Below are 18,318 nucleotides of genomic sequence, written 5' to 3'. Positions count from 1 at the left end.
GGGTCTGCACGCGGGGAGCCCCGTATGCCGCCGACACCGCGGCCGGTACGGCTGCGGGCGTTGGCGTCGGCGACGCGGGCGCTCAGCAGCTCGGCGGGGTCGAGCGGTCGCAGCCGGGCCGGATCGGCGTCCCACTCGCGGCCACCGCCGAGCGGGCGGAGCTGGAGCCAGGGGCCTTCGTGACCCATCACCAGGCCCACCCGGCCGCTCCCGGCGTCGTGCACGGCCGTCCCGACGCGAGGGACGCCGGCGTCGGTCACCCGGCCGCCCCGTTCCTGATCACTTCGGCGAGGGCGTGTGCCACGGGGGCGGAGCAGATGCCGAGGTTGACGAGGGCGTAATCGGCCGGCCGCGCGCGGCCGTCGCCCTCCGCGTCCGGCCACGGCGTGCGTACGTCCATCGCGGGCAGCTGGATACCGGCGGTGGTCAGGGCGGCAGCGAGGTCGTCGCGCGCGGCCAGTGCTTCCTGGATCTTGGGTGACCTGCGGGGGAGGGACGGCCTCTGCGACGGCGAGGTCATGGCGTGCCTTCTTCCTTCGGCTGTTCTTTCGTGGATTCCTCTGTCCGACCCACTCGCCCGCTACTACGGTGCGTGAGGGGCCTGTTACGAGAATGGCCCCGTCAGAGGTGTGACACACGCGGGGCGGAGGGTGCCTCCCCGGCGGGTGAGCCACGTTCCACACGTTCCACGGAGGGCGCGATGCCGACGAGGCGGGCGGTCACAGGCCGCAGCAGGGAGCCACGGGCACGGTTCGCGGAGGAGCTGCGCCACCTGCGTACCGCGCGCGGCGACAGCTTGCGGCAGCTCGGCGAACGGCTGGGCTGGGACTGGTCGTTGTTCGGGAAGATGGAGAAGGGCGAGACGGTCGGCGGCCCGGAGGTGGTGGAGGCGCTCGACCAGCACTACGGGACGCCGGGGCTGCTGCTGGCGCTGTGGGAGCTGGCCATCAGCGACCAGACGCAGTTCAAGGAGCGGTACCGGCGGTACATGGCCCTGGAGGCGGAAGCGACGAGCCTGTGGCATTTCTCGGTGAGTGTCGTGCCGGGTCTGTTGCAGACACCCGGTTACGCACGGGAGTTGCTTGCGGCCGGTGGTTTCAAGGGTGTTGCCCTGGACCAGCAGGTCGAGGCGAGGATGGGTCGGCAGAATCTGCTGACGGGGGATGACCCGCCGCCCTTCCGCACCATTCTGTCGGAGGCGGCGCTTCGGACGCCGCTGCGGGATGCGGCCGAGTGGCGGGGGCAATTGGAGCGTCTCGCCGAGGCGGGGGGACAGGGTGACGTAGCCGTCCAAGTGCTGCCCCAGAGTGCGGGCACCCATGGGCTGGTCAGCACCGATGTCTGGTTCCTTCGATTGCCCGGAGGGCGCCCGGTCGCGTACACGGAGAACGCTTACTGGGGTGAACTCATCGAGGAGAGCGCCAAGGTCGAGCGTTTGCAGCGAGCCTACGATGTGGTGCGCGACCTGGCCCTCTCCCCATCCGAGTCGCGGAAGTTCATCATGCGCATCTTGGAGGAAATGTCGTGCAGCCCATCGATTTGAGCGCTACCACGTGGCGCAAGAGCAGCCACAGCAATCCCGACGGTGGTGCATGTATTGAGGTCTCCGATGATTTCGCCGCCATCGTCCCCGTTCGGGACAGCAAGAACCCGCACGGTCCTGCCCTCACCTTCACTGCGGCCGACTGGTCGTCCTTCGTCTCCGCCGTGAAGGACGGAGCGGTGGGCGCCTGAGCTGCCACGCGCGAGACGGCCCCGTTGACGGCGATCCGACAACGGGGCCGTCGCCGGGTGGCAGGCCGCGTACGGTGGTCATGGCCGGACGGGATGATCCCCGGGGCTCCGCGTTCGCACATGTCAAGCGATGCAAGCCCCTGACGGCCCCGGCGGGAGCCGCGCGAAAGGGCGACGCGTACAACATGAGTGAGTCTCGATCAGGCGCATACGACCCTCTGGGGTCAAGGGCTGTTGCGGTGAGTCAAGAGGATCGGCGTCGCCGGCTTCGCCCGACGCCGAGGCAGAGCAGGCCGGCGAGGACGAAGAGGACTGCTGAACCTATGAACAGGGCAGTCGCGTGGGAGCTGAAGCCGGGCGCGGTTGCGGACCCGGCGACGGCGGCGAAGATCGCGATGCCGAGCGCTCCGCCGGTCTGCCGGGCTGTGTTGCTCGCACCGGAGGCGAGTCCGGGTGCGCCGGGTGTGGCCTTCAGCGCTGCCGCGACGATCGCCGGCGTGAGAATGCCGAGGCCGGTGCCCCACAGGGCGAGGAAGAATGCCAGGACGATGTAGCCGGTTCCGGTGTTGGTGAGGCCGGCGGCTGTCCCGGCCATTCCGGCTGCGGCGACGAGCAGGCCGAGAGCGGCGGTGCGCCATACGCCGATGCGAGTGGAGAGCCGCCCTGCTGGTGCTCCGAGGAGCGGTAGCGGCAGCATCGCGGGGAGCGTCAGAAGACCTGCGGAGAGCGGGTCCAGTTGGTGCACGTCCTGGAAGACCTGTGTCAACAGGAACAGCCCTCCCAGCGTGCACAGGTTCATCAGTCCGGCCACCAGGGACGCCAGACCGAGCGGGCGTCGCGCCTCGCGGGGTACCGGGAGCAGCGGTCGTGGCACCCGCCGCTCGATGACGAGCAAGGCCGCCAGCGCGCAGGCGGCAACCGCCGCGAACAGCACCGCCGACAGCGGCGCGGCGGGAGCCTGGATGATCGCGGTGACGAAGCAGGCCAGCGCGGCCACGAGCAGCGCAGCGCCCGTCCAGTCCACGTTGCGTGCCGATTGCTGCCGTGGAGTGGACCTCGGCAGCCGGACGACCGGCACGAATGCGAGCGCGATGGCCGGGACGCTCAGCCAGAACACCGCCCGCCATCCGGTGGCCTGGACCAGGAGCCCGCCGATGACGGGGCCTGCCGGGAGGGCGGCCCCGCCGATCGCCGCCCACACCCCGACGAGCCGGTTCCGGGACGTCTCGTCCGGGCTGTTGTCGACGAGGAGCGCGAGCGTGCCCGGCAGCATCAAGGCCGCGCCGACGCCCTGGGCTGCGCGTGCCGCGACGAGCACGCCGATGGTCGGTGCCAGGGCGCACAGCGCGGACGCGCCACCGAAGCCGATGAGGCCGAGCAGGACGACTCTGCGGTGGCCGATGAGGTCACCGATCGCGCCGGAGGCCAGCAGGAGCGCAGCCAGTGGCACCGAGTAGGCGTCCACCGTCCACGCCAGTCCGCTGCTTCCCGCGTGCAGCTCAGCGCCGATCTGCGGGAGCGCGACGTTGACGACGGTCACGTCGAGCAGGACGAGGAAGTAGCCGCCGCACAGTGCAAGGGTCAGAGGCCATCGGGAAGGATTTCGTGCCATGCTCCCTATCCTCGGCCTGGGACGTTTCAGCGGGCGTCGAAGCATTTTGCTCGTAGTGTCGAGGTATGAGCCAGGATCGGAATTCACCGGGTGAGCTGGACATCGCCGGCGTCGCCTCGGCCTTCGCTGATCCCAGACGCGCCCGTGTGCTGATGGCGCTGGCCGATGGGCGTGCGCTCCCTGCCGGACGCCTTGCCCAGGAGGCAGGCGTGTCCGCGTCCACGATCAGCAACCACCTGACGGTGCTGCTGAACCACGAGCTGGTCGCCGTCGAGCAGCAGGGTCGCCACCGCTATTACCGCCTGGCGACCGACGATGTCGAGGGAGTCCTGGAAGCTCTCGCTCGCCTCGCGCCACGTACGCCGATCACTTCCCTGCGTGCCCACACCCGCGCCCATGCGGTGCGGAGCGCGCGGACCTGCTACCGCCATCTGGCCGGGGAGGCCGGCGTTGACCTGTTCCAGCGGTTCATCACGGCCGGCTGGGTCGCCGGAGGCGATGGGCTCCACCACCCGCAGACCACGGGTGACCGGCTCTCCTCATCGGGGAAAGGCGACCAGTACCGGCTCACCGCCGACGGAGCCGAGTCGTTGGTGGCGTGGGGCGTACCGCCCGAGCGGCTCTCGACCGTGCGACCGCTGCGCTACTGCATCGACTGGACCGAGCAGGCGCATCACCTCGCAGGGCCGCTCGGCACAGCGATCACCGACAGACTCTTCGAGCTCGGCTGGATCACGCGAGGCCCAGTCCCACGTAGCGTCAACATCACCGCTGACGGAGCAGCGAACCTGGCGGCATGGCCGTCACCTCCTCGCTGATATCGACGCCGGATCGCCGGTCGCACTCCGTCAATAACGTCCCGACCAGCAAAATCTGGGCCACAACGCCTTCTCCGGGTACCTCGAACCGACCCGAGGCCACCGTCGAGACGCTGGTCGACGGCAGCTAAGGACGTCATCATCCGCGGCGGCGTCAGTGTGTACCCGAGGGTGGCGGAGTAGGTCCGTCGTCGTCCCGGCTGACGGTGCGACGGTGGAAGGCCGGGCGATCATCGAGTGGGCGAAGGTCCACTTCTGCTGCCACAAGTGCCCGCGTGGCTGGAGGCCACCGACAGCCTGCCGTCGGGTCAACGGGATGGTGCGGGTGGCACAGGCCATCGGGGGCGGACCCCTTGGGACGGTCTGCTGTCGCAGCCTGTTCCGCTTGGCCGGGAGGACTGGCGGTCGTGACGCTCGTCTGACGCTCCGAGCGCCCGCACGCGGGACGGTCAGCGGACAATATGCCTCTGAACTGGGCTTTTTCGCGACTCGTCCAGGCCGACATCTGTCCGATGACCCATCACGTGAAGACGCGGTGCTCGGGAGTCGTCTCTCCTGCTCCACAATCCCAGAGAGGTCCCAGAGACTCCCTCACACCCCACCCCACCTCGCATGTGCACAGGTCAGAAGGGGTGTGACGGTGCCTCTTCTGCAGGCCTTCAGATGTCCCGGAAGGGAGCAGTCGCTCAGCTGACCTGCAGGAACGATCGACAATCAGCCTCTGACCTGGGCAAATGGTCTTTCGGTTGCTTCACGCCTGTGCCCCTTGATGCGGCCGAAAGCCCCAGAGGGCTCCCAAGGAGACCAGACGTTCTTTCCAGGTCATGCGGGCTGTGCCGCGCGGCGTCTGCCGGCGTGGCGGCCGCGGCAGCGGGGCGCAGCAGACAGCGGCGGCAGGAAGACCTGCTGCTCCTCGTGTGGGCGACGCCATGCCAATTGCGGCGGTGTCTGCGGTGCTCTCCTGGCTGGTGACGAACTGGTGGGTGCTCGTCGTACTGGGAGCGTGCGCGACGGAGGCACCGACGCCCGGCAGTGCCCGTCAGGCGCGGACGAGTGGGGTGTCGACCAGATGCTCGGCGAGGAACCAGGTCTGCAGCTCCCCGGTCCTGATGACCTGTGAGACCAGCAGGTCGTTCGTGCCGTCGTCACCGCGCTCGATGGTCCGGGCGGCGGCGTCGTGGGCGTCGATCAGGATGGCCTCGTGAGCTTCCAGCAGCCGTGCCAGCATGGCGGGCACTTCCTCCACCCCGTCCGGCGGCCGCGGAATCGACGTGATCTCCGCGACGTGCCTGGCATCGCCCACCGCGACTCCGCCCAGGGACTGGACGCGTTCGGCGAGGGTGTCGATGAGTTCGAGCTGCTCCCCTGCGTGCTTGTCCAGGACCAGGTGCAGTTGATAGAAGGTCGCGCCGCGCATCAGCCAGTGATGCTTCTTGTAGAGCCCGTAGAGGATCTGCGTATCAGCCAGGGCCTTGTTCAGGCGCTGGCAGGAGTACATCCGCGCCTCGTAGGAAAGGCCGATCGGGAACTGCTTGACCGTGCCGAACTCCTGGATCACCGCGCCCTTCTGGTGCAACCGCGGCTGGCTGCTGCTCACGGGCTTGGAACTGGTGGTCATGGTCTTCCTCCTGCGCTGCCGTGCTGTGCGTATTCGGGTGACGCTAGACACCCGGCCGGAGTGCGCCTTGCCGGTCAGCGCACGCAGTGGCGTCCGCCAGCGCACTGGTGCAGCGTCCCGTGTGCGTCGTTCGCTCTCGGACAAGCCCCCGTGCGCCGTCGGAAACGGGTTCCCGGCCGACCCGCTCTAGCCTCGGGACGCCCCACGCACGCGTGGAGCGCGAAAACCCATGAGAGGCACGCAATGAGTGCGCATATGCAGGCGGATGTGGTCGTCGTCGGACTGGGGCCGGGGGGCGAGTACGTCGCGGGCGCCCTGGCCGAGGCCGGCCTGGACGTGGTGGGGGTCGAGGCGGAACTGGTCGGCGGTGAGTGTCCCTACTGGGCGTGCGTGCCCAGCAAGATGATGACGCGGGCCGGGAACCTGCTCGCCGAGGCGGGCCGGGTGTCCGCCCTCGCCGGCGAGGCGGTCGTGACTCCGGACTGGGGCAGGGTCGCCGGCCGCATCCGTGACGAGGCGACCGACGACTGGGACGACCGGGTGGCCGCCGGCCGTCTCGCGGCCAAGGGCTGTCGGCTGGTCCGGGGACGGGGCCGCCTCTCCGGGCCCCGCCGGGTGACGGTCGGCGACCGTACATGGGAAGCGCGGCGCGGTGTCGTGCTGGCCACCGGCACCCGGCCCCGGGTGCCCCCGGTACGGGGACTCGCGGCCACGCCGTACTGGACCAACAGGGACGCCATGGCCGCCAGGGAACTGCCCGCGTCGATGGCCGTTCTCGGCGGGGGAGCCATCGGTGCCGAACTCGCCCAGGTGTTCGCCCGGTTCACGTGTGCGGCCACCGTGATCGAGGGACAGGACCGACTGCTGGCGCAGGAGGAACCGGAAGCCGGGGAACTGGCCGCGGAGGTTCTGCGGGCGGACGGGGTCACCGTACTCACGGGCGCCCGGGCCCAGCAGGTCAGCCACGACGGCACCGCGTTCACCATAAGCCTGGGTGACGGCGCGGAGCCGCTGCGTGCCGAACGGCTCCTGGTCGCCGCTGGGCGCCGCGCCGACCTGACCGCGCTGGCCGTCGACACGGTGGGGCTGGATCCCGCGGCGGGGGCCGTCCCCACCGACGGGCAGATGCGGGCCGGGGAGGGGCTGTGGGCGGTGGGAGACATCACCGGCCGTGGCGCCTTCACCCACGTGTCGATGTACCAGGCGCAGATCGCCGTGAGGGACATCCTCGGGGAACCCGGTCCCGACGCCGACTACCGGGCGCTGCCCCGCGTCACGTTCACCGACCCGGAGATCGGGGCCGTCGGGTTGACCGAGCAGCAGGCGCGAGCACGGGGGCTGCGCGTGCGCACCAGTGTGCTGACCATCGCCTCCTCCACCCGCGGATGGATTCACGGGCCGGGCAACGAAGGGTTCATCAAGCTCGTCGAGGACGCCGACCGGGGCGTACTGGTCGGCGCGACCTCGGCGGGTCCCGCGGGAGGCGAGGTGCTCTACGGGTTGAATGTGGCCGTCCACGCCGCCGTACCCGTCGACCGGCTCCAGCACATGATCTACACGTACCCGACCTTCCACCGAACGGTCGAGGCCGCGCTCGGAGCCCTCCGCTGAGTCACCACCCGATCGCCTGGGCGTCCCTGACCGGGCGACGGCAGACCACGGCCGAATGGACCCCGCCCCCCGGCGCCGCGCTCGGTGTCCGGCCGGTTGCCTGCTCCCGCCACCAGCGCTCGCCATCGGTGCGCCGCAGGCGGTTCCCATCGTGGTGGTCACGGTGGAACGCGGATGCGAGAGGACGCGGCGAGATCTCGTGCACGCTCAAGAGCGAAGGGCCGTGGGGGCGGGGGGCCCGCGGCCGGCGGCCCGGCCGGCGCGGGGGGGGCGCCGGCTCTTTGCGGGCCCCGCTCCTGGGGGGGGGGGGGGGGGGCCCCCCCCGGGGGGCGGGCCCCCCAGGGCCCTTCGCCGCTTCGTCAGCTCGTGGCGCGCACCGCGTCACGGATCAGAGCGGCGACCTCCTTGGGCCGGGAGACGGCCACTGCGTGTGAGGCGCCCTCGATCTCGACGATCGTCGCGCCGGCCCGCTTCGCACCGAAACGCTCGACCTCCGGGTTGATCGCCTGGTCCGCGCCGGCCACGAGTGCCCAGGAGGGCTTGGTCCGCCACGCGGCTGCCGAGGCCGTCTCCGTGAACGCGGAAGCGGCCAGCGGACGCTGGGTCGTCGCCAGGACCTCGGTAACGGCGGCCGGAACGTCGGCGGCGAAGATGTCCGGGAACGCCTCGGCCTTGATGGTGACCTCGACCGCGGGCTCCGCCCCCTCCACGGGGTACGTCTCCTCCTTCAGGTTGCTGACGAGCGGCGAAAGGGGGAAGCGCCCCTGCAACTCGCCCAGGCTCTCGCCCTTTTCGGTGACATAGGCCGCCACGTAGACGAGCCCGACGACGTTCTTGGTGGCGCCTGCCACGGAGATGACCGCCCCGCCGTAGGAGTGGCCGACGAGCACGACGGGACCATCGATCTGAGCGGCCACGGAGGCGATGTACGCGGCGTCGGACTCCAGGCCGCGCAGCGGGTTCGGCGGCGCCACCACGGAGATGCCGTCGTTCTGCAGTTCCGCGATGACCCCCGTCCAACTGGCTGCGTCCGCGAAGGCACCGTGCACGAGAACTGCGGTGGCGAGGGGAGACGTGGTCATGTCGGGCGATTCTCCTTGTTGGGTGGGTGTACGAGAGGGGCTGGTGTCAGCCGGAGTGGAGCGCGGTGCGCAAGGTGCCGATGGCCAGCGTGATCGCCGTCTCGGCGGCGTGGGTTCCGCGGAGTGCGTTGAGCATCACGAAGTCGTGGATGACGCCCTGGAACCGGACGGCGGTGACCGGGACGCCGGCCTCACGGAGCTTGTTGGCATATGCCTCGCCCTCGTCGCGCAGGACGTCCGCTTCGCCGGTGATGACCAGAGCCGGGGGCAGGCCGGTGAGCTGGTCGGTGGTGGCCCGCAGCGGGGAGGCGGTGATCTGGGCGCGGTCCGCCTCGTCGGCGGTGTACTGGTCCCAGAACCACTGCATGCCGTCGCGGCGCAGGAAGTAGCCCTCCGCGAACTGGCGGTAGGAGCCGGTGTCGAAGTTCGCGTCGGTGACCGGGTAGAACAGCACCTGCTGCACGAGGGGGACGTCGCCGCGCTTCTTGGCCATCAGGGTCAGCGCGGCGCTCATGTTGCCGCCGACGGAGTCGCCGGCGACGGCCAGCCGCGAGCCGTCCAGTTCCTTGGACGCGCCCTGCTGTACGACCCACTTCGCGACCGCGTAGTTCTGCTCGATGGCTACCGGGTAACGGGCCTCGGGGGACAGGTCGTACTCGGGGAAGACCACGGCGGCGTTCGCGCCGACGGCGAGTTCCCGTACGAGACGGTCGTGGGTGTGGGCGTTGCCGAAGACCCAGCCCGCGCCGTGGATGTAGAGGATGACGGGCAGAGGTCCTTCCGCGCCCGCGGGGCGCACGATGCGTGCGCGGACGCTGCCTGTCGGACCACCCGGCGCGGTGATCCACTCCTCGTCGATCAAGGGCTTGTCGGTCTCGCCCGACTGCACCTCGTCGACGGCCTTGCGCCCCTCTGCGGGCGGCAGGTCGAAGAGGTAGGGCGGATTGGCGGTGGCTTCGGCGAAAGCGGCTGCTGCCGGCTCCAGCACCGGCTGAACCGGCTCGACGGCATCAGACATTGTGGTTCTCCTGGGATACGTGGAATGCGCCGGGCTTTCCGGCAGGGCGAGGCGACCGGGGGCAGACACAGATATCTGCGGGGCCGTCGCTCCGCACATTAAGGCACCGAACGCGGCGGAGATTGACCACCAGCGCACTGGTGCTGAACTCACAGCGCATGGAGAGGAGGGCAGTGCGCTCGAGGAACGATTCCAGTGCACTGCCGGGACACTCGGACCCTTGCGCTCCAAATAGCCTGATGGCGAAGAAGTCGGGGGCCGCCGGGGTCCGGGCCTGCGTTTTGCACGAGAGCCCGCCCGGAATCCACTTCGGCGGGGTATGGGCGCGGTGAGTGCGAGTTTCTCCGGTCCTCTCCGCTCGTTTCCCTCTCCCGTCGGAAGTCGATGCAAACGAAATCGACGCTGTTCACGCCTCAGGAGGTTGTCGAAAGGTGTCCACGATGCCGGTCGGTGGGCTGGTTCCCAGCGCCACCGACAACCCCGCGGACCTCGTTGTCCGCAATGCGAAGATTCATACGGGCGACCCGGGTCGCCCGAAGGCCGAGTCGATAGCCGTACGCGACGGTGTCGTCATCGTCGTCGGCGACGACAAGGACGTGGCTCCGCACGTCGGCCCGGCCACGAAGGTGGTCGACGCCCTCGGCCGCCGGATGATTCCCGGCCTCAACGACTCCCACCTCCACGTCATCCGGGGCGGACTCAACTACGTACTCGAGCTGCGCTGGGACGGCGTTCGCACCCTGCGCCAAGGGCTGGCGATGCTGCGCGAACAGGCGGCGCGGACGCCGAAGGGCCAGTGGGTGCGCGTGGTCGGCGGGTGGTCGGCCGAGCAGTTCGCCGAACGGCGGCTGCCGACCGTCGCCGAACTGAACGCCGCCGCGCCGGACACGCCGGTGTTCGTCCTGCACCTGTACCAGTCGGCGGTGCTCAACCGGGCGGCTCTCAAGGCCGCCGGATACACCAGGGACACGCCCGACCCGAAGGGCGGCCAGATCGTGCGGGGCCGGGACGGCGAGCCCACGGGCATGCTGCTGGCCGCCCCGAGCGCCCTGATCCTGTATTCGACGCTGGCCAAGGCGCCTGTGCTGGAGGGTGAGGACAGGAAGACCTCCACCCGTCATTTCCTGCGCGAACTCAACAGATTCGGGCTCACATCGGCGATCGACGCGGCGGGCGGATTCCAGAACTTCCCCGACAACTACAGCACGGTCGTCGAACTGGCCAAGGCCGGTCAGCTGTCGCTGCGCATCGCCTATCACCTTTTCCCGCAGACCGCCGGCCAGGAAATCGAGGACCTTGCCCGCTGGATCGAAATGGCCCGGCCCGAGGACGGAGATGAATGGCTGCGCCTCAACGGCGCAGGAGAGAATCTCACCTGGGCGGCGGCCGATTTCGAGAACTTCAACCAGCCGCGGCCGCAGCTCGCCGCTTACGAATCGGAATTCGAGAAGGCTGTACGGCTCCTCATGGAGAACGGCTGGGGATTCCGGCTGCACGCTACATATGACGAGACCATTCGCCGCGACCTCGCCGTATTCGAGAAGCTTTCCGCAGAAGGACTGTTCCCGGCCGGAAACCGGTGGCTGTTCGACCATGCGGAGACCGTTTCCGCAGACAGTCTCGACCGCATCGCGGCTCTTGGCGGCGCGATGTCGGTCCAGAACCGGCTGTCGTTCCAGGGCGAGGCGTTCGTCAGCCGCTACGGCCCCGGCGCGGCCGCGGACGCCCCACCGGTCCGGGCCATGCTGGAGCGCGGCCTGACGGTCGGAGCCGGCACCGACGCCACGCGGGTCTCCACCTACAACCCGTGGATCGCCCTGCACTGGCTGGTCACCGGCCGGACCGTCAGCGACCTGGTCGTCCGCCCGCCGCACAACCGGGTCGACCGGCAGGCGGCGCTGGCGATGTTCACCGAGGCGGGTGCCTCCCTGACCGGCGAGGAGGGCCTCAAGGGCGTCCTGCGGCCGGGCTTCCTCGGCGACTTCGCGGTCCTGTCCGAGGACTACTTCGCCGTGCCCGAGCCGGAGATCCCCCACATCGAGTCCCTGTTGACGGTCGTCGGCGGCCGGATCGTCTACGCCGCCGCCGAGTACGAGGGCCTCGACGAACAGCTTCCGCCGGTCAGTCCCCGGTGGAGCCCGGTCGCACACTTCGGTGGTTACCAGGCCACGCCGGGCACGGGCCTGTCGGGCTCCCGCCAGGCCGAGTTGCTCGGCCAGGCCGCCGCCGAGTCGGAGCAGCACCGCCAGTGGCGCGCCCGCCGCGGCCTGGCCCCGGAAACCGAGAGCACGTTCTTCGACCCCTGCTTCTCGCTCTGAACTTCCGGGAGGGGCCCGGCCACGAACCGCCCCTCCCGGTACACCACCCAATCCGCGCCGTCCACGGACGGTCGCCCACCACAGCGGTCACCTGACCGCTCACCCACCCATCGAAAGGTTCTTCCCATGGTCACCATCTCCGACGTCACCGCGGCCCCCAGCATCGACCTGCTGACCCCCGACAACTGCGCCGTGCTGTTCGTGGACCACCAGCCGCAGATGTTCTTCGGCACCGGCAGCGGCGACCGCACCGCGATCATCAACTCCACCCTGGGCCTGGCGAAGGCCGCCAAGGTCTTCGACGTGCCGGTCGTGCTGAGCACCGTGGCGGCCGAGTCCTTCTCCGGACCGATCATGCCGCAGCTGGCCGCGGTCTTCCCCGGGCAGGAGATCATCGACCGCACCACGATGAACGCCTGGGAGGACGTCGCCTTCGTCGAGGCCGTCAAGACGACCGGCCGCAAGAAGCTCGTCATCGCGGGGCTGTGGACCGAGGTCTGCGTCGTACTCCCCGCCCTTTCCGCGATCTCTCAGGGGTACGAGGTCTACGTGGTCACCGACGCTTCCGGCGGTGTCAGCCCGCAGGCGCACGAACACGCCATTCAGCGCATGGTGCAGGGCGGCGCGATTCCGGTCACCTGGGTGCAGGTGCTGCTCGAGCTCCAGCGTGACTGGGCGCGGACCGAGTCGTACGTCCCCGTCACGGAGGTCGTGAAGGAGCACGGCGGCGCCTACGGCCTCGGGCTCGTCTACGCGCAGGCGGTCATGGGCGCCCACGCCGCCGGCTGACCTCGTCACACGGATATCCGGAACGTCAGGAACAGGCAGGAACGAATGAACACCGGACTATTGGTCCTCCGGCTGGTGGTGGGCCTCCTCATCGCCGGGCATGGAGTGCAGAAGGTCAGTTTCCGGCTGGACGGCAACGGTCTGGCGGGCGGAACCGCGGAGTTCCGGCACGACGGCTTCCGGGGCGGCCGGCTCACGGCGCTTGCCGCGGGCGCGGGCCAGATCGGCGCAGGCCTGTTCCTGGCGTCCGGACTGCTCACCCCCGCGGCGGCGATGGCCGCCGTGGGAGTGATGACGGTCGCCGGCACCGTCAAATGGCACAACGGGCTGTGGGTGCAGAACGACGGCTACGAGTACCCGATGGTTCTCGTCGTGGCCTCAGCGGTGCTGGCCCTGACCGGCCCGGGCCGCTGGTCGGCCGACAACCTCCTCGGGCTGACCCCCTGGCCGTCGTGGATCTGCCTGGCGGCCATCGGCATCGGCCTGGCCAGCGGACTGCTCACCCGCGTGGTACTGCACCGCCCGCCCGCCCCCGGTGAGAGGATCCCGCATGTACAAGCTGCTGACTGACGCCGCCCGCACGCTGGTCCCTCCGAAGGGGGACCGGCACGGCCCGCTGCCGCCGCTGATGCTGACGCTGACCGTGGTGACGGGGCTGGTCGACGCAGTGAGCTATCTGTCGCTCGGGCACGTCTTCGTGGCCAACATGACCGGCAACGTGGTCTTCCTGGGGTTCGCACTGGCGGGTGCCCAGACGCTGTCCGCGTCGGCGTCCGTCGTGTCGATGACCGCCTTCCTCGCCGGCGCGCTGGCGGGGGGCCGGTTCGGCACCCGGTTCGCGACACATCGTGGGCGGCTGCTGACCATGGCCACGGCACTGCAGGCGGTTCTCGTGGCGGCGGCCGTCATCACGGCTGCCGCCTCCGACGGCAGGATGACCACCACCGTCCAGTACACCCTGATCGTGCTCCTCGGCCTCGCCATGGGGATGCAGAACGCGGTCGCCCGGCGGCTCGGCGTCCCGGACCTCACCACGACCGTGCTGACGCTGACCCTGACGGGGCTGGCCGCGGACTCCAGCCGAGCCGGTGGGTCGGCGCCCCGGCCCGCCCGACGGATCCTGTCCGTGCTGGCCATGTTCCTGGGAGCGCTCGGCGGTGGCCTGGTCCTGCTGCACGCCGAGTTCGCCCTCACCCTGGGCCTGGCGCTGCTACTGCTCGTGATGACCTCCGCTGCCGCCCATCGCCTCTCGGGCTCCGACGCCGCCTGGACCCGGCCGCCGTCGTGAACGCGGCGCCGGCCCCCACCCGCATCGCGGGTGGGGGCCGACGCACGTCCCGGCGTAGCTCGTCGAGTTCACTGCGCCCAGGGGCCACAGACAGTGCGTTCTCAGTCAACCGGCTCGCACCGGCCGCTCCTACATTGGCCATCGGCTACGCCCGTACGGCGCCTGGGACATTGCCGGATGCCGGGCGCCTCTCCCCGATTCCGGCCTGGACCAGCATGAGCGCGATACCGTCAGCGAAAGACCGCCGTCCGGCCCCGGCCCCGGGTTCGGCCTGGGCCCCGTTCGCCGCGCGCGTCTTCCGCGCCCTGTGGATCGCGCAGCTGGTCTCCAACATCGGCAGCTGGATGCAGACAGTGGGCGCGCAGTGGCTGCTGGTCGGGCACAGCGCCGCACTGGTGACCCTCGTGCAGACGGCTTCCAGTCTCCCTGTCGTGCTGCTGGCCCTGCCCTCGGGCGTACTGGCCGACCGCTACGACCGCCGCAAGCTGCTGCTGGCCGCGCAGTTCGCCATGCTCGCCGTTTCCACAGCGCTTGCCGTGCTGGCCTTCGCGGGCGCGCTCACTCCTGGGCTGCTGCTCGGCCTCACCTTCCTGCGGGGGTGCGGCACCGCTCTGATGGGACCGGCCTGGCAGGCGATCCAGCCGGAGCTCGTGGACCGCCGCGAGCTGGGACAGGCGGCCGCGCTCGGCGCCGTCAACATGAACCTCGCCCGCGCCCTCGGCCCGGCACTCGGTGGAGCGGTGGTCGCGGCAGCGGGCGCGGGCTGGGTCTTCGCCTTCAACGCCGCGTCCTACCTCGGCATCGCGGCCGTTCTCATCCTCTGGCGGCGTTCCCCGGTCCAAGAGCCCGTGGCCCGGGGCGAGAGACTCTGGACGGCCCTCGACGCCGGCCGCCGCTACGTCTGGTACGCGCCCGGCGTCCGTCGGGTCCTGTGGCGGACAGTGCTGTTCATCCCCGGCGGCGCCGCGCTGTGGTCGCTGCTTCCCCTGGTGGCGAGCCGTTCCCTGGGCTTGGGCTCGGGAGGGTACGGGGTGCTGCTCGGCGCAGTCGGTGTCGGCGCCGTGGGCGGAGCCTTCGTCCTGCCCGCCGTGCGTCGCGCTCTCGGCGCCAACGGCACTCTCTCCGCGGGCGCCGTCGTCTTCGCCGGGGTGCTGGCGCTCCTGGCCACGACGCGGACCCCCTGGCTCGCGGTGGTCGCCCTGCTGCCGGCCGGTGTGGCCTGGATCGGTGTGCTGTCGACCCTCAACGCGGCTGTTCAGACGAGGCTGCCGGGCTGGGTCAGGGCCCGGGGACTCGCCGTCTACCTCCTGGTGTTCCAGGGCGGTCAGGCGCTGGCGGCACCCGTGTGGGGCGCGCTGGCCGACGGTCCCGGGCTGACCGTCTCCCTCCTGGCCGGCAGCGGGCTGCTCCTGGCCGGCGCGGTGGCGGCGTGGCGGCGGCCGCTGCACGGCATGGATGGCATCGACCCGACTCCGTCCGATCACTGGCCCGTTCCGCCCTTGGTGTTCGAGCCCGGACTCTCCGACGGCCCCGTGCTGGTCTCCGTGGTGTACCGGGTCGACCGATCGAACAGCGCCGCCTTCACCGCTTGCATGGAGCGCGTGGCCCGTTCGCGTCGGCGCACGGGAGCCGTCACGTGGGGCCTCTTCCAGGACGGCGCCGATCCGGAGCGATTCGTCGAGAACTACCTGGTCGGCTCGTGGCAGGGGCATCTCGCCCAGCACCACAGCAGACTCACGGCCACCGATCACCGTGACGAGGAGCGGGCCCGCCGTCTGCTGGTGGAGGGCACCGCACCGGAGGTGACCCACGCCTTCGATGCCGCCGCGGGGCCCGTGGTCCCCGGGACGGAGAAGAGGGCCGGGGTGGCGACGCTCACCGGACGGGGTGAGGACGAGGAGCCGGTCCTCGGCGCCGGTCGCGATGGCTGACAAACCAGGACCCGGGCCGTCGGGCGCGCGTGTGGCCCGGCCCCCGAGTCCTGCCTCCGGCAGCAGGCATGGGCTTGGCCTACTCGGTTCCGGTCGTACGGCAGCCCGCCTGGCCTTGCTCCGCGGACGGTTCCCGGTGGGTGCCGAGCTCAGCGAGGCGATCGCGGGCGCCGGCGAGGCTGCTGGGGTCGGCTGCCTTGCCGAGGGACACAGCGCGGGTGAAGGCGGTGCGGGCCTCGTCGCGGCGGCCGGCGGCCCGCAGGGCGTCACCGAGCCGGACCAGGGTGCGGCTCTCCAGACCGTGGTTACCGCTGTCCCGCCAGAGGTCCGCGGCGGAGCGCAGGTGCTCGGCGGCCTCGGACCAGTCCTCAAGCGCCGTGTGGGCGAGGCCGATGTTCATCTCCAGCGTCGTACGGGTGAACGCGGCGATATGCGGTTCGATGCGGTCACCGGCCTGATCGAGGAAGGCCAGGGTGCGCACGATCTCCGTGATGGATTCCTCGTGCCGGCCCCCCAGGGAGAGGTTCTGGGCGGTGCTGCTCCTGGCCTGGAGGGTGCCGTGGAGGTCACCGACGGCTTCGAAGAGCCTGGCTGTCTCGCGGTTGTGCCGCGCCGCCGCGGCGTGGTCGCCGAGCAGACCGAGGGCCCAGGCACTGTAGTAGTGGGACCAGCCCTGCTGCGGGAGGTCTTCGGCGCGCTGGGCGGCGGCGAGGGCCTGGGCGGAGCGCTCGACGCTGTCGCGGTGGCGGCCCTCGCAGATCAGCAGGGCCCAGGCGTGGTAGTTCAGTTGGGTGGCTTCGACGAGCGGGTCCCCGAGCGCCTGGGCGCTTCGGACGGCGGTTCGGAAGACCTCGGGCCAGTGCCCCCAGAAGATCCACTGGTCGGAGAACCAGTGCAGGGCCTCGGCGACCTCCACGACGGTGGCGTGGTCCCCTGCCGCGGCGGCCGCGTGAAGGGCAGCGAGCCAGTTGTTGCCTTCGGCCTGGAGCCACCTGCGGGCGTGTTCGGCGGTGGACAGGTCGACGGTGCCCTGCCAGGAGGGGGGCGGGGCGCCGTGGTCGGGTTCGTACCAGCGCCCGGCCACGACCGCGGTGTCGAGCAGCCAGCGGTGCAATGCCGACCGGGCCGCCTCGGCGTTCCCGTCGGGCTCCTCGGCCTGCAGCCGGCTGCGGGCGTACAGGCGCAGCAGGTCGTGGAAGCGGTAGCGGTCCTGGTCGGTTCCCAGCAGTCCGGTCTCGACCAGTTCCTCGAGGGTGTCCTCGGTGTCGAACAGTGACTGCCCGGTCAGCTGGGCGGCACCGGCGGCGCCGACATCGGGGCCGTCGACCAGGGCCAGCAGCCGGAACAGGCGGGCTGCTTTGGGGGTGAGCTGGCGGTAGGACAGCTCGAAGGCCGCCGAGAGATGCAGGTCACCGGCGGTCAGGGTGTCCAGGCGGCGCTCTTCGAGCGCGAGACGGTCGGCGAGGCGGCGTACGGTCCAGCCGGTGCGGGTGGCGAGCCAGTTTCCCGCCACACGCAGGGCCAGCGGCAGATGCGCACACCGCTGGGCGACCTCGGCGAGCGCGGTCGGGTCGGCATCCGCGCGCTCCTGGCCGACCAACGTGGTCAGGAAGGTGGCGGCTTCCGCGGGGGAGAGCTCGCCGAGGGGCAGGCGGTGGACGCATTCCAGGCCGGTGAGCATCCTTCGACTGGTGATCATCACCATTCCCGCGCCGGCGCTCGGCAGGAGCGGGCGGACCTGCGCTTCGTCGCGGGCGTTGTCCAGCACGAGCAGGCAGCAGCGTTCAGCCAGCGCCTGCCGGTACAGCTCAGGGTGGCCCTGCGGGCCGGCCTTGGCCAGGTCCCGGTCCGCCACCCCCAGCGCCTTCAGGACACGGAGTATCAGCTCGGCCGGACCGGGAGGGGCGTCGTCCATGCCGCGCAGGTCGACCATGAGCTGCCCATCGGAAAAGCGGTCGGCCAGCGCTCGGGCGGCGTGCAGTGCCAGAGTGGTCTTGCCCGTCCCCGGAGGTCCGGGAAGCGCCACTACCACCGGCTGTCCGGAGGCTGCCTGGTCGGCCAGTGCCGTCAGCCGTGTCAGCTCCGCCTCCCGGCCGACGAAGTGGTGGATGCCGCGCGGGAAGGCGCGCACGCCGACCGTGCTGTGGCGGGGTTGACGGCCCGTCCGTGCGGCGGCCAGCAGACGCTCCCGCTCCGCCTCGCCCAGCCCCAGCCCGTCCGCCAGCGCGGCGACCGTTCCCCGCTGTGGAGTCGCCCGTCGCCCCCGCTCGAGATCCCCGATCCCGCGGACACTCACCCCCGACGCCTCCGCCAGCGCCTCGATCGTCAGAGTCGCCTTCAACCGCGACTGCCGCAACAGCGCCCCGAACTCCTCACCACCCGCGTCGGCCACCGACTCCACCTGTTCCCTCACGTCGTCCGGGTCCGAACCGCCGGCCCGAACAACACGGGGCGTCCTGCGGCGAGGAAGACTCTACGGCGGCCGACCAGGAGCGCCGG

Annotated in this window: 15 protein-coding genes and 1 pseudogene; 9 read left to right on the top strand and 7 right to left on the bottom strand. The window is 70.8% G+C overall.

The genetic code is table 11. The features are described from left to right. Positions 1-47: 47 nt before the first annotated feature. Together ACLQ2N_RS24640 and ACLQ2N_RS24635 are read right to left on the bottom strand one after the other, a co-directional pair. Positions 48-260: pseudogene (locus tag ACLQ2N_RS24640) on the bottom strand (hypothetical protein); the annotation flags it as partial. Further along, entirely contained in the window at positions 257-520 is a 264-nt protein-coding gene (locus tag ACLQ2N_RS24635) for a hypothetical protein (protein WP_425816318.1), read from the bottom strand. The pseudogene ACLQ2N_RS24640 and the gene ACLQ2N_RS24635, both read right to left, overlap by 4 nt. A gap of 180 nt (positions 521-700) precedes the next feature. On the opposite strand from ACLQ2N_RS24635, the gene ACLQ2N_RS24630 reads away from it, so the two are divergent. Together ACLQ2N_RS24630 and ACLQ2N_RS24625 are read left to right on the top strand one after the other, a co-directional pair. After that, positions 701-1,543 carry a helix-turn-helix domain-containing protein gene (locus ACLQ2N_RS24630; protein ID WP_425816317.1) on the top strand — a complete coding sequence of 281 codons (843 nt, stop codon included), beginning with the start codon at positions 701-703 and terminating at the stop codon, positions 1,541-1,543. After that, positions 1,525-1,734, top strand: coding sequence for a DUF397 domain-containing protein (locus ACLQ2N_RS24625; protein ID WP_425816316.1), 210 nt, complete (start codon positions 1,525-1,527; stop codon positions 1,732-1,734). Before ACLQ2N_RS24630 ends, ACLQ2N_RS24625 begins: the two co-directional genes overlap by 19 nt. A 244-nt stretch (positions 1,735-1,978) precedes the next feature. Here the strand turns inward: ACLQ2N_RS24625 and ACLQ2N_RS24620 are convergent, their stop codons facing one another. After that, positions 1,979-3,346, bottom strand: a complete 1,368-nt coding sequence (locus ACLQ2N_RS24620) for an MFS transporter (RefSeq protein ID WP_425816315.1) — start codon at positions 3,344-3,346, stop codon at positions 1,979-1,981. A 65-nt stretch (positions 3,347-3,411) separates the two neighbouring features. Between ACLQ2N_RS24620 and ACLQ2N_RS24615 the strand changes: the two genes are divergently transcribed. Next, a complete protein-coding gene (locus ACLQ2N_RS24615; protein WP_425816314.1) occupies positions 3,412-4,164 on the top strand; it encodes an ArsR/SmtB family transcription factor in 753 nt (250 codons plus the stop codon). Between the two features lie 1,039 nt (positions 4,165-5,203). On the opposite strand, the gene ACLQ2N_RS24610 is transcribed toward ACLQ2N_RS24615, so the two are convergent. Next, a complete protein-coding gene (locus ACLQ2N_RS24610; protein ID WP_425816313.1) occupies positions 5,204-5,782 on the bottom strand; it encodes a Dps family protein in 579 nt (192 codons plus the stop codon). A 243-nt stretch (positions 5,783-6,025) separates the two neighbouring features. On the opposite strand from ACLQ2N_RS24610, the gene ACLQ2N_RS24605 reads away from it, so the two are divergent. Continuing rightward, positions 6,026-7,393: a dihydrolipoyl dehydrogenase family protein gene (locus ACLQ2N_RS24605; RefSeq protein ID WP_425816312.1), complete on the top strand. Its 1,368-nt coding sequence runs from the start codon at positions 6,026-6,028 to the stop codon at positions 7,391-7,393. Positions 7,394-7,752: 359 nt separating this feature from the next. Here the strand turns inward: ACLQ2N_RS24605 and ACLQ2N_RS24600 are convergent, their stop codons facing one another. Beyond that, on the bottom strand, positions 7,753-8,475 hold the full coding sequence (locus ACLQ2N_RS24600) for an alpha/beta fold hydrolase (RefSeq protein WP_425816311.1): 723 nt from the start codon (positions 8,473-8,475) through the stop codon (positions 7,753-7,755). A 46-nt stretch (positions 8,476-8,521) separates the two neighbouring features. After that, entirely contained in the window at positions 8,522-9,493 is a 972-nt protein-coding gene (locus ACLQ2N_RS24595; protein ID WP_425816310.1) for an alpha/beta hydrolase, read from the bottom strand. Positions 9,494-9,933: 440 nt separating this feature from the next. Between ACLQ2N_RS24595 and ACLQ2N_RS24590 the strand changes: the two genes are divergently transcribed. From ACLQ2N_RS24590 to ACLQ2N_RS24570, 5 genes are all read left to right on the top strand, one after another. Beyond that, on the top strand, positions 9,934-11,811 hold the full coding sequence (locus tag ACLQ2N_RS24590; protein WP_425816309.1) for an amidohydrolase: 1,878 nt from the start codon (positions 9,934-9,936) through the stop codon (positions 11,809-11,811). 126 nt (positions 11,812-11,937) lie between these two features. Continuing rightward, the gene (locus ACLQ2N_RS24585) at positions 11,938-12,600 is read left to right on the top strand and encodes a hydrolase (protein ID WP_425816308.1); all 663 of its coding nucleotides are present in this window, start codon (positions 11,938-11,940) and stop codon (positions 12,598-12,600) included. A gap of 45 nt (positions 12,601-12,645) precedes the next feature. After that, on the top strand, positions 12,646-13,170 hold the full coding sequence (locus tag ACLQ2N_RS24580; protein WP_425816307.1) for a DoxX family protein: 525 nt from the start codon (positions 12,646-12,648) through the stop codon (positions 13,168-13,170). Further along, positions 13,151-13,888, top strand: coding sequence for a YoaK family protein (locus tag ACLQ2N_RS24575; protein ID WP_425816306.1), 738 nt, complete (start codon positions 13,151-13,153; stop codon positions 13,886-13,888). The genes ACLQ2N_RS24580 and ACLQ2N_RS24575 overlap by 20 nt, the downstream gene beginning before the upstream one ends. Positions 13,889-14,103: 215 nt before the next feature. Beyond that, positions 14,104-15,819: an MFS transporter gene (locus tag ACLQ2N_RS24570; protein WP_425816305.1), complete on the top strand. Its 1,716-nt coding sequence runs from the start codon at positions 14,104-14,106 to the stop codon at positions 15,817-15,819. Between the two features lie 79 nt (positions 15,820-15,898). On the opposite strand, the gene ACLQ2N_RS24565 is transcribed toward ACLQ2N_RS24570, so the two are convergent. Further along, positions 15,899-18,232, bottom strand: coding sequence for an ATP-binding protein (locus tag ACLQ2N_RS24565; protein ID WP_425816304.1), 2,334 nt, complete (start codon positions 18,230-18,232; stop codon positions 15,899-15,901). Between the last annotated feature and the right edge of the window lie 86 nt (positions 18,233-18,318).

The sequence above is a fragment of the Streptomyces sp. DT224 genome (assembly GCF_049844595.1).
Classification (GTDB): Bacteria; Actinomycetota; Actinomycetes; order Streptomycetales; family Streptomycetaceae; genus Streptomyces.
This window is presented reverse-complemented; position numbering and strand designations above follow the sequence as displayed.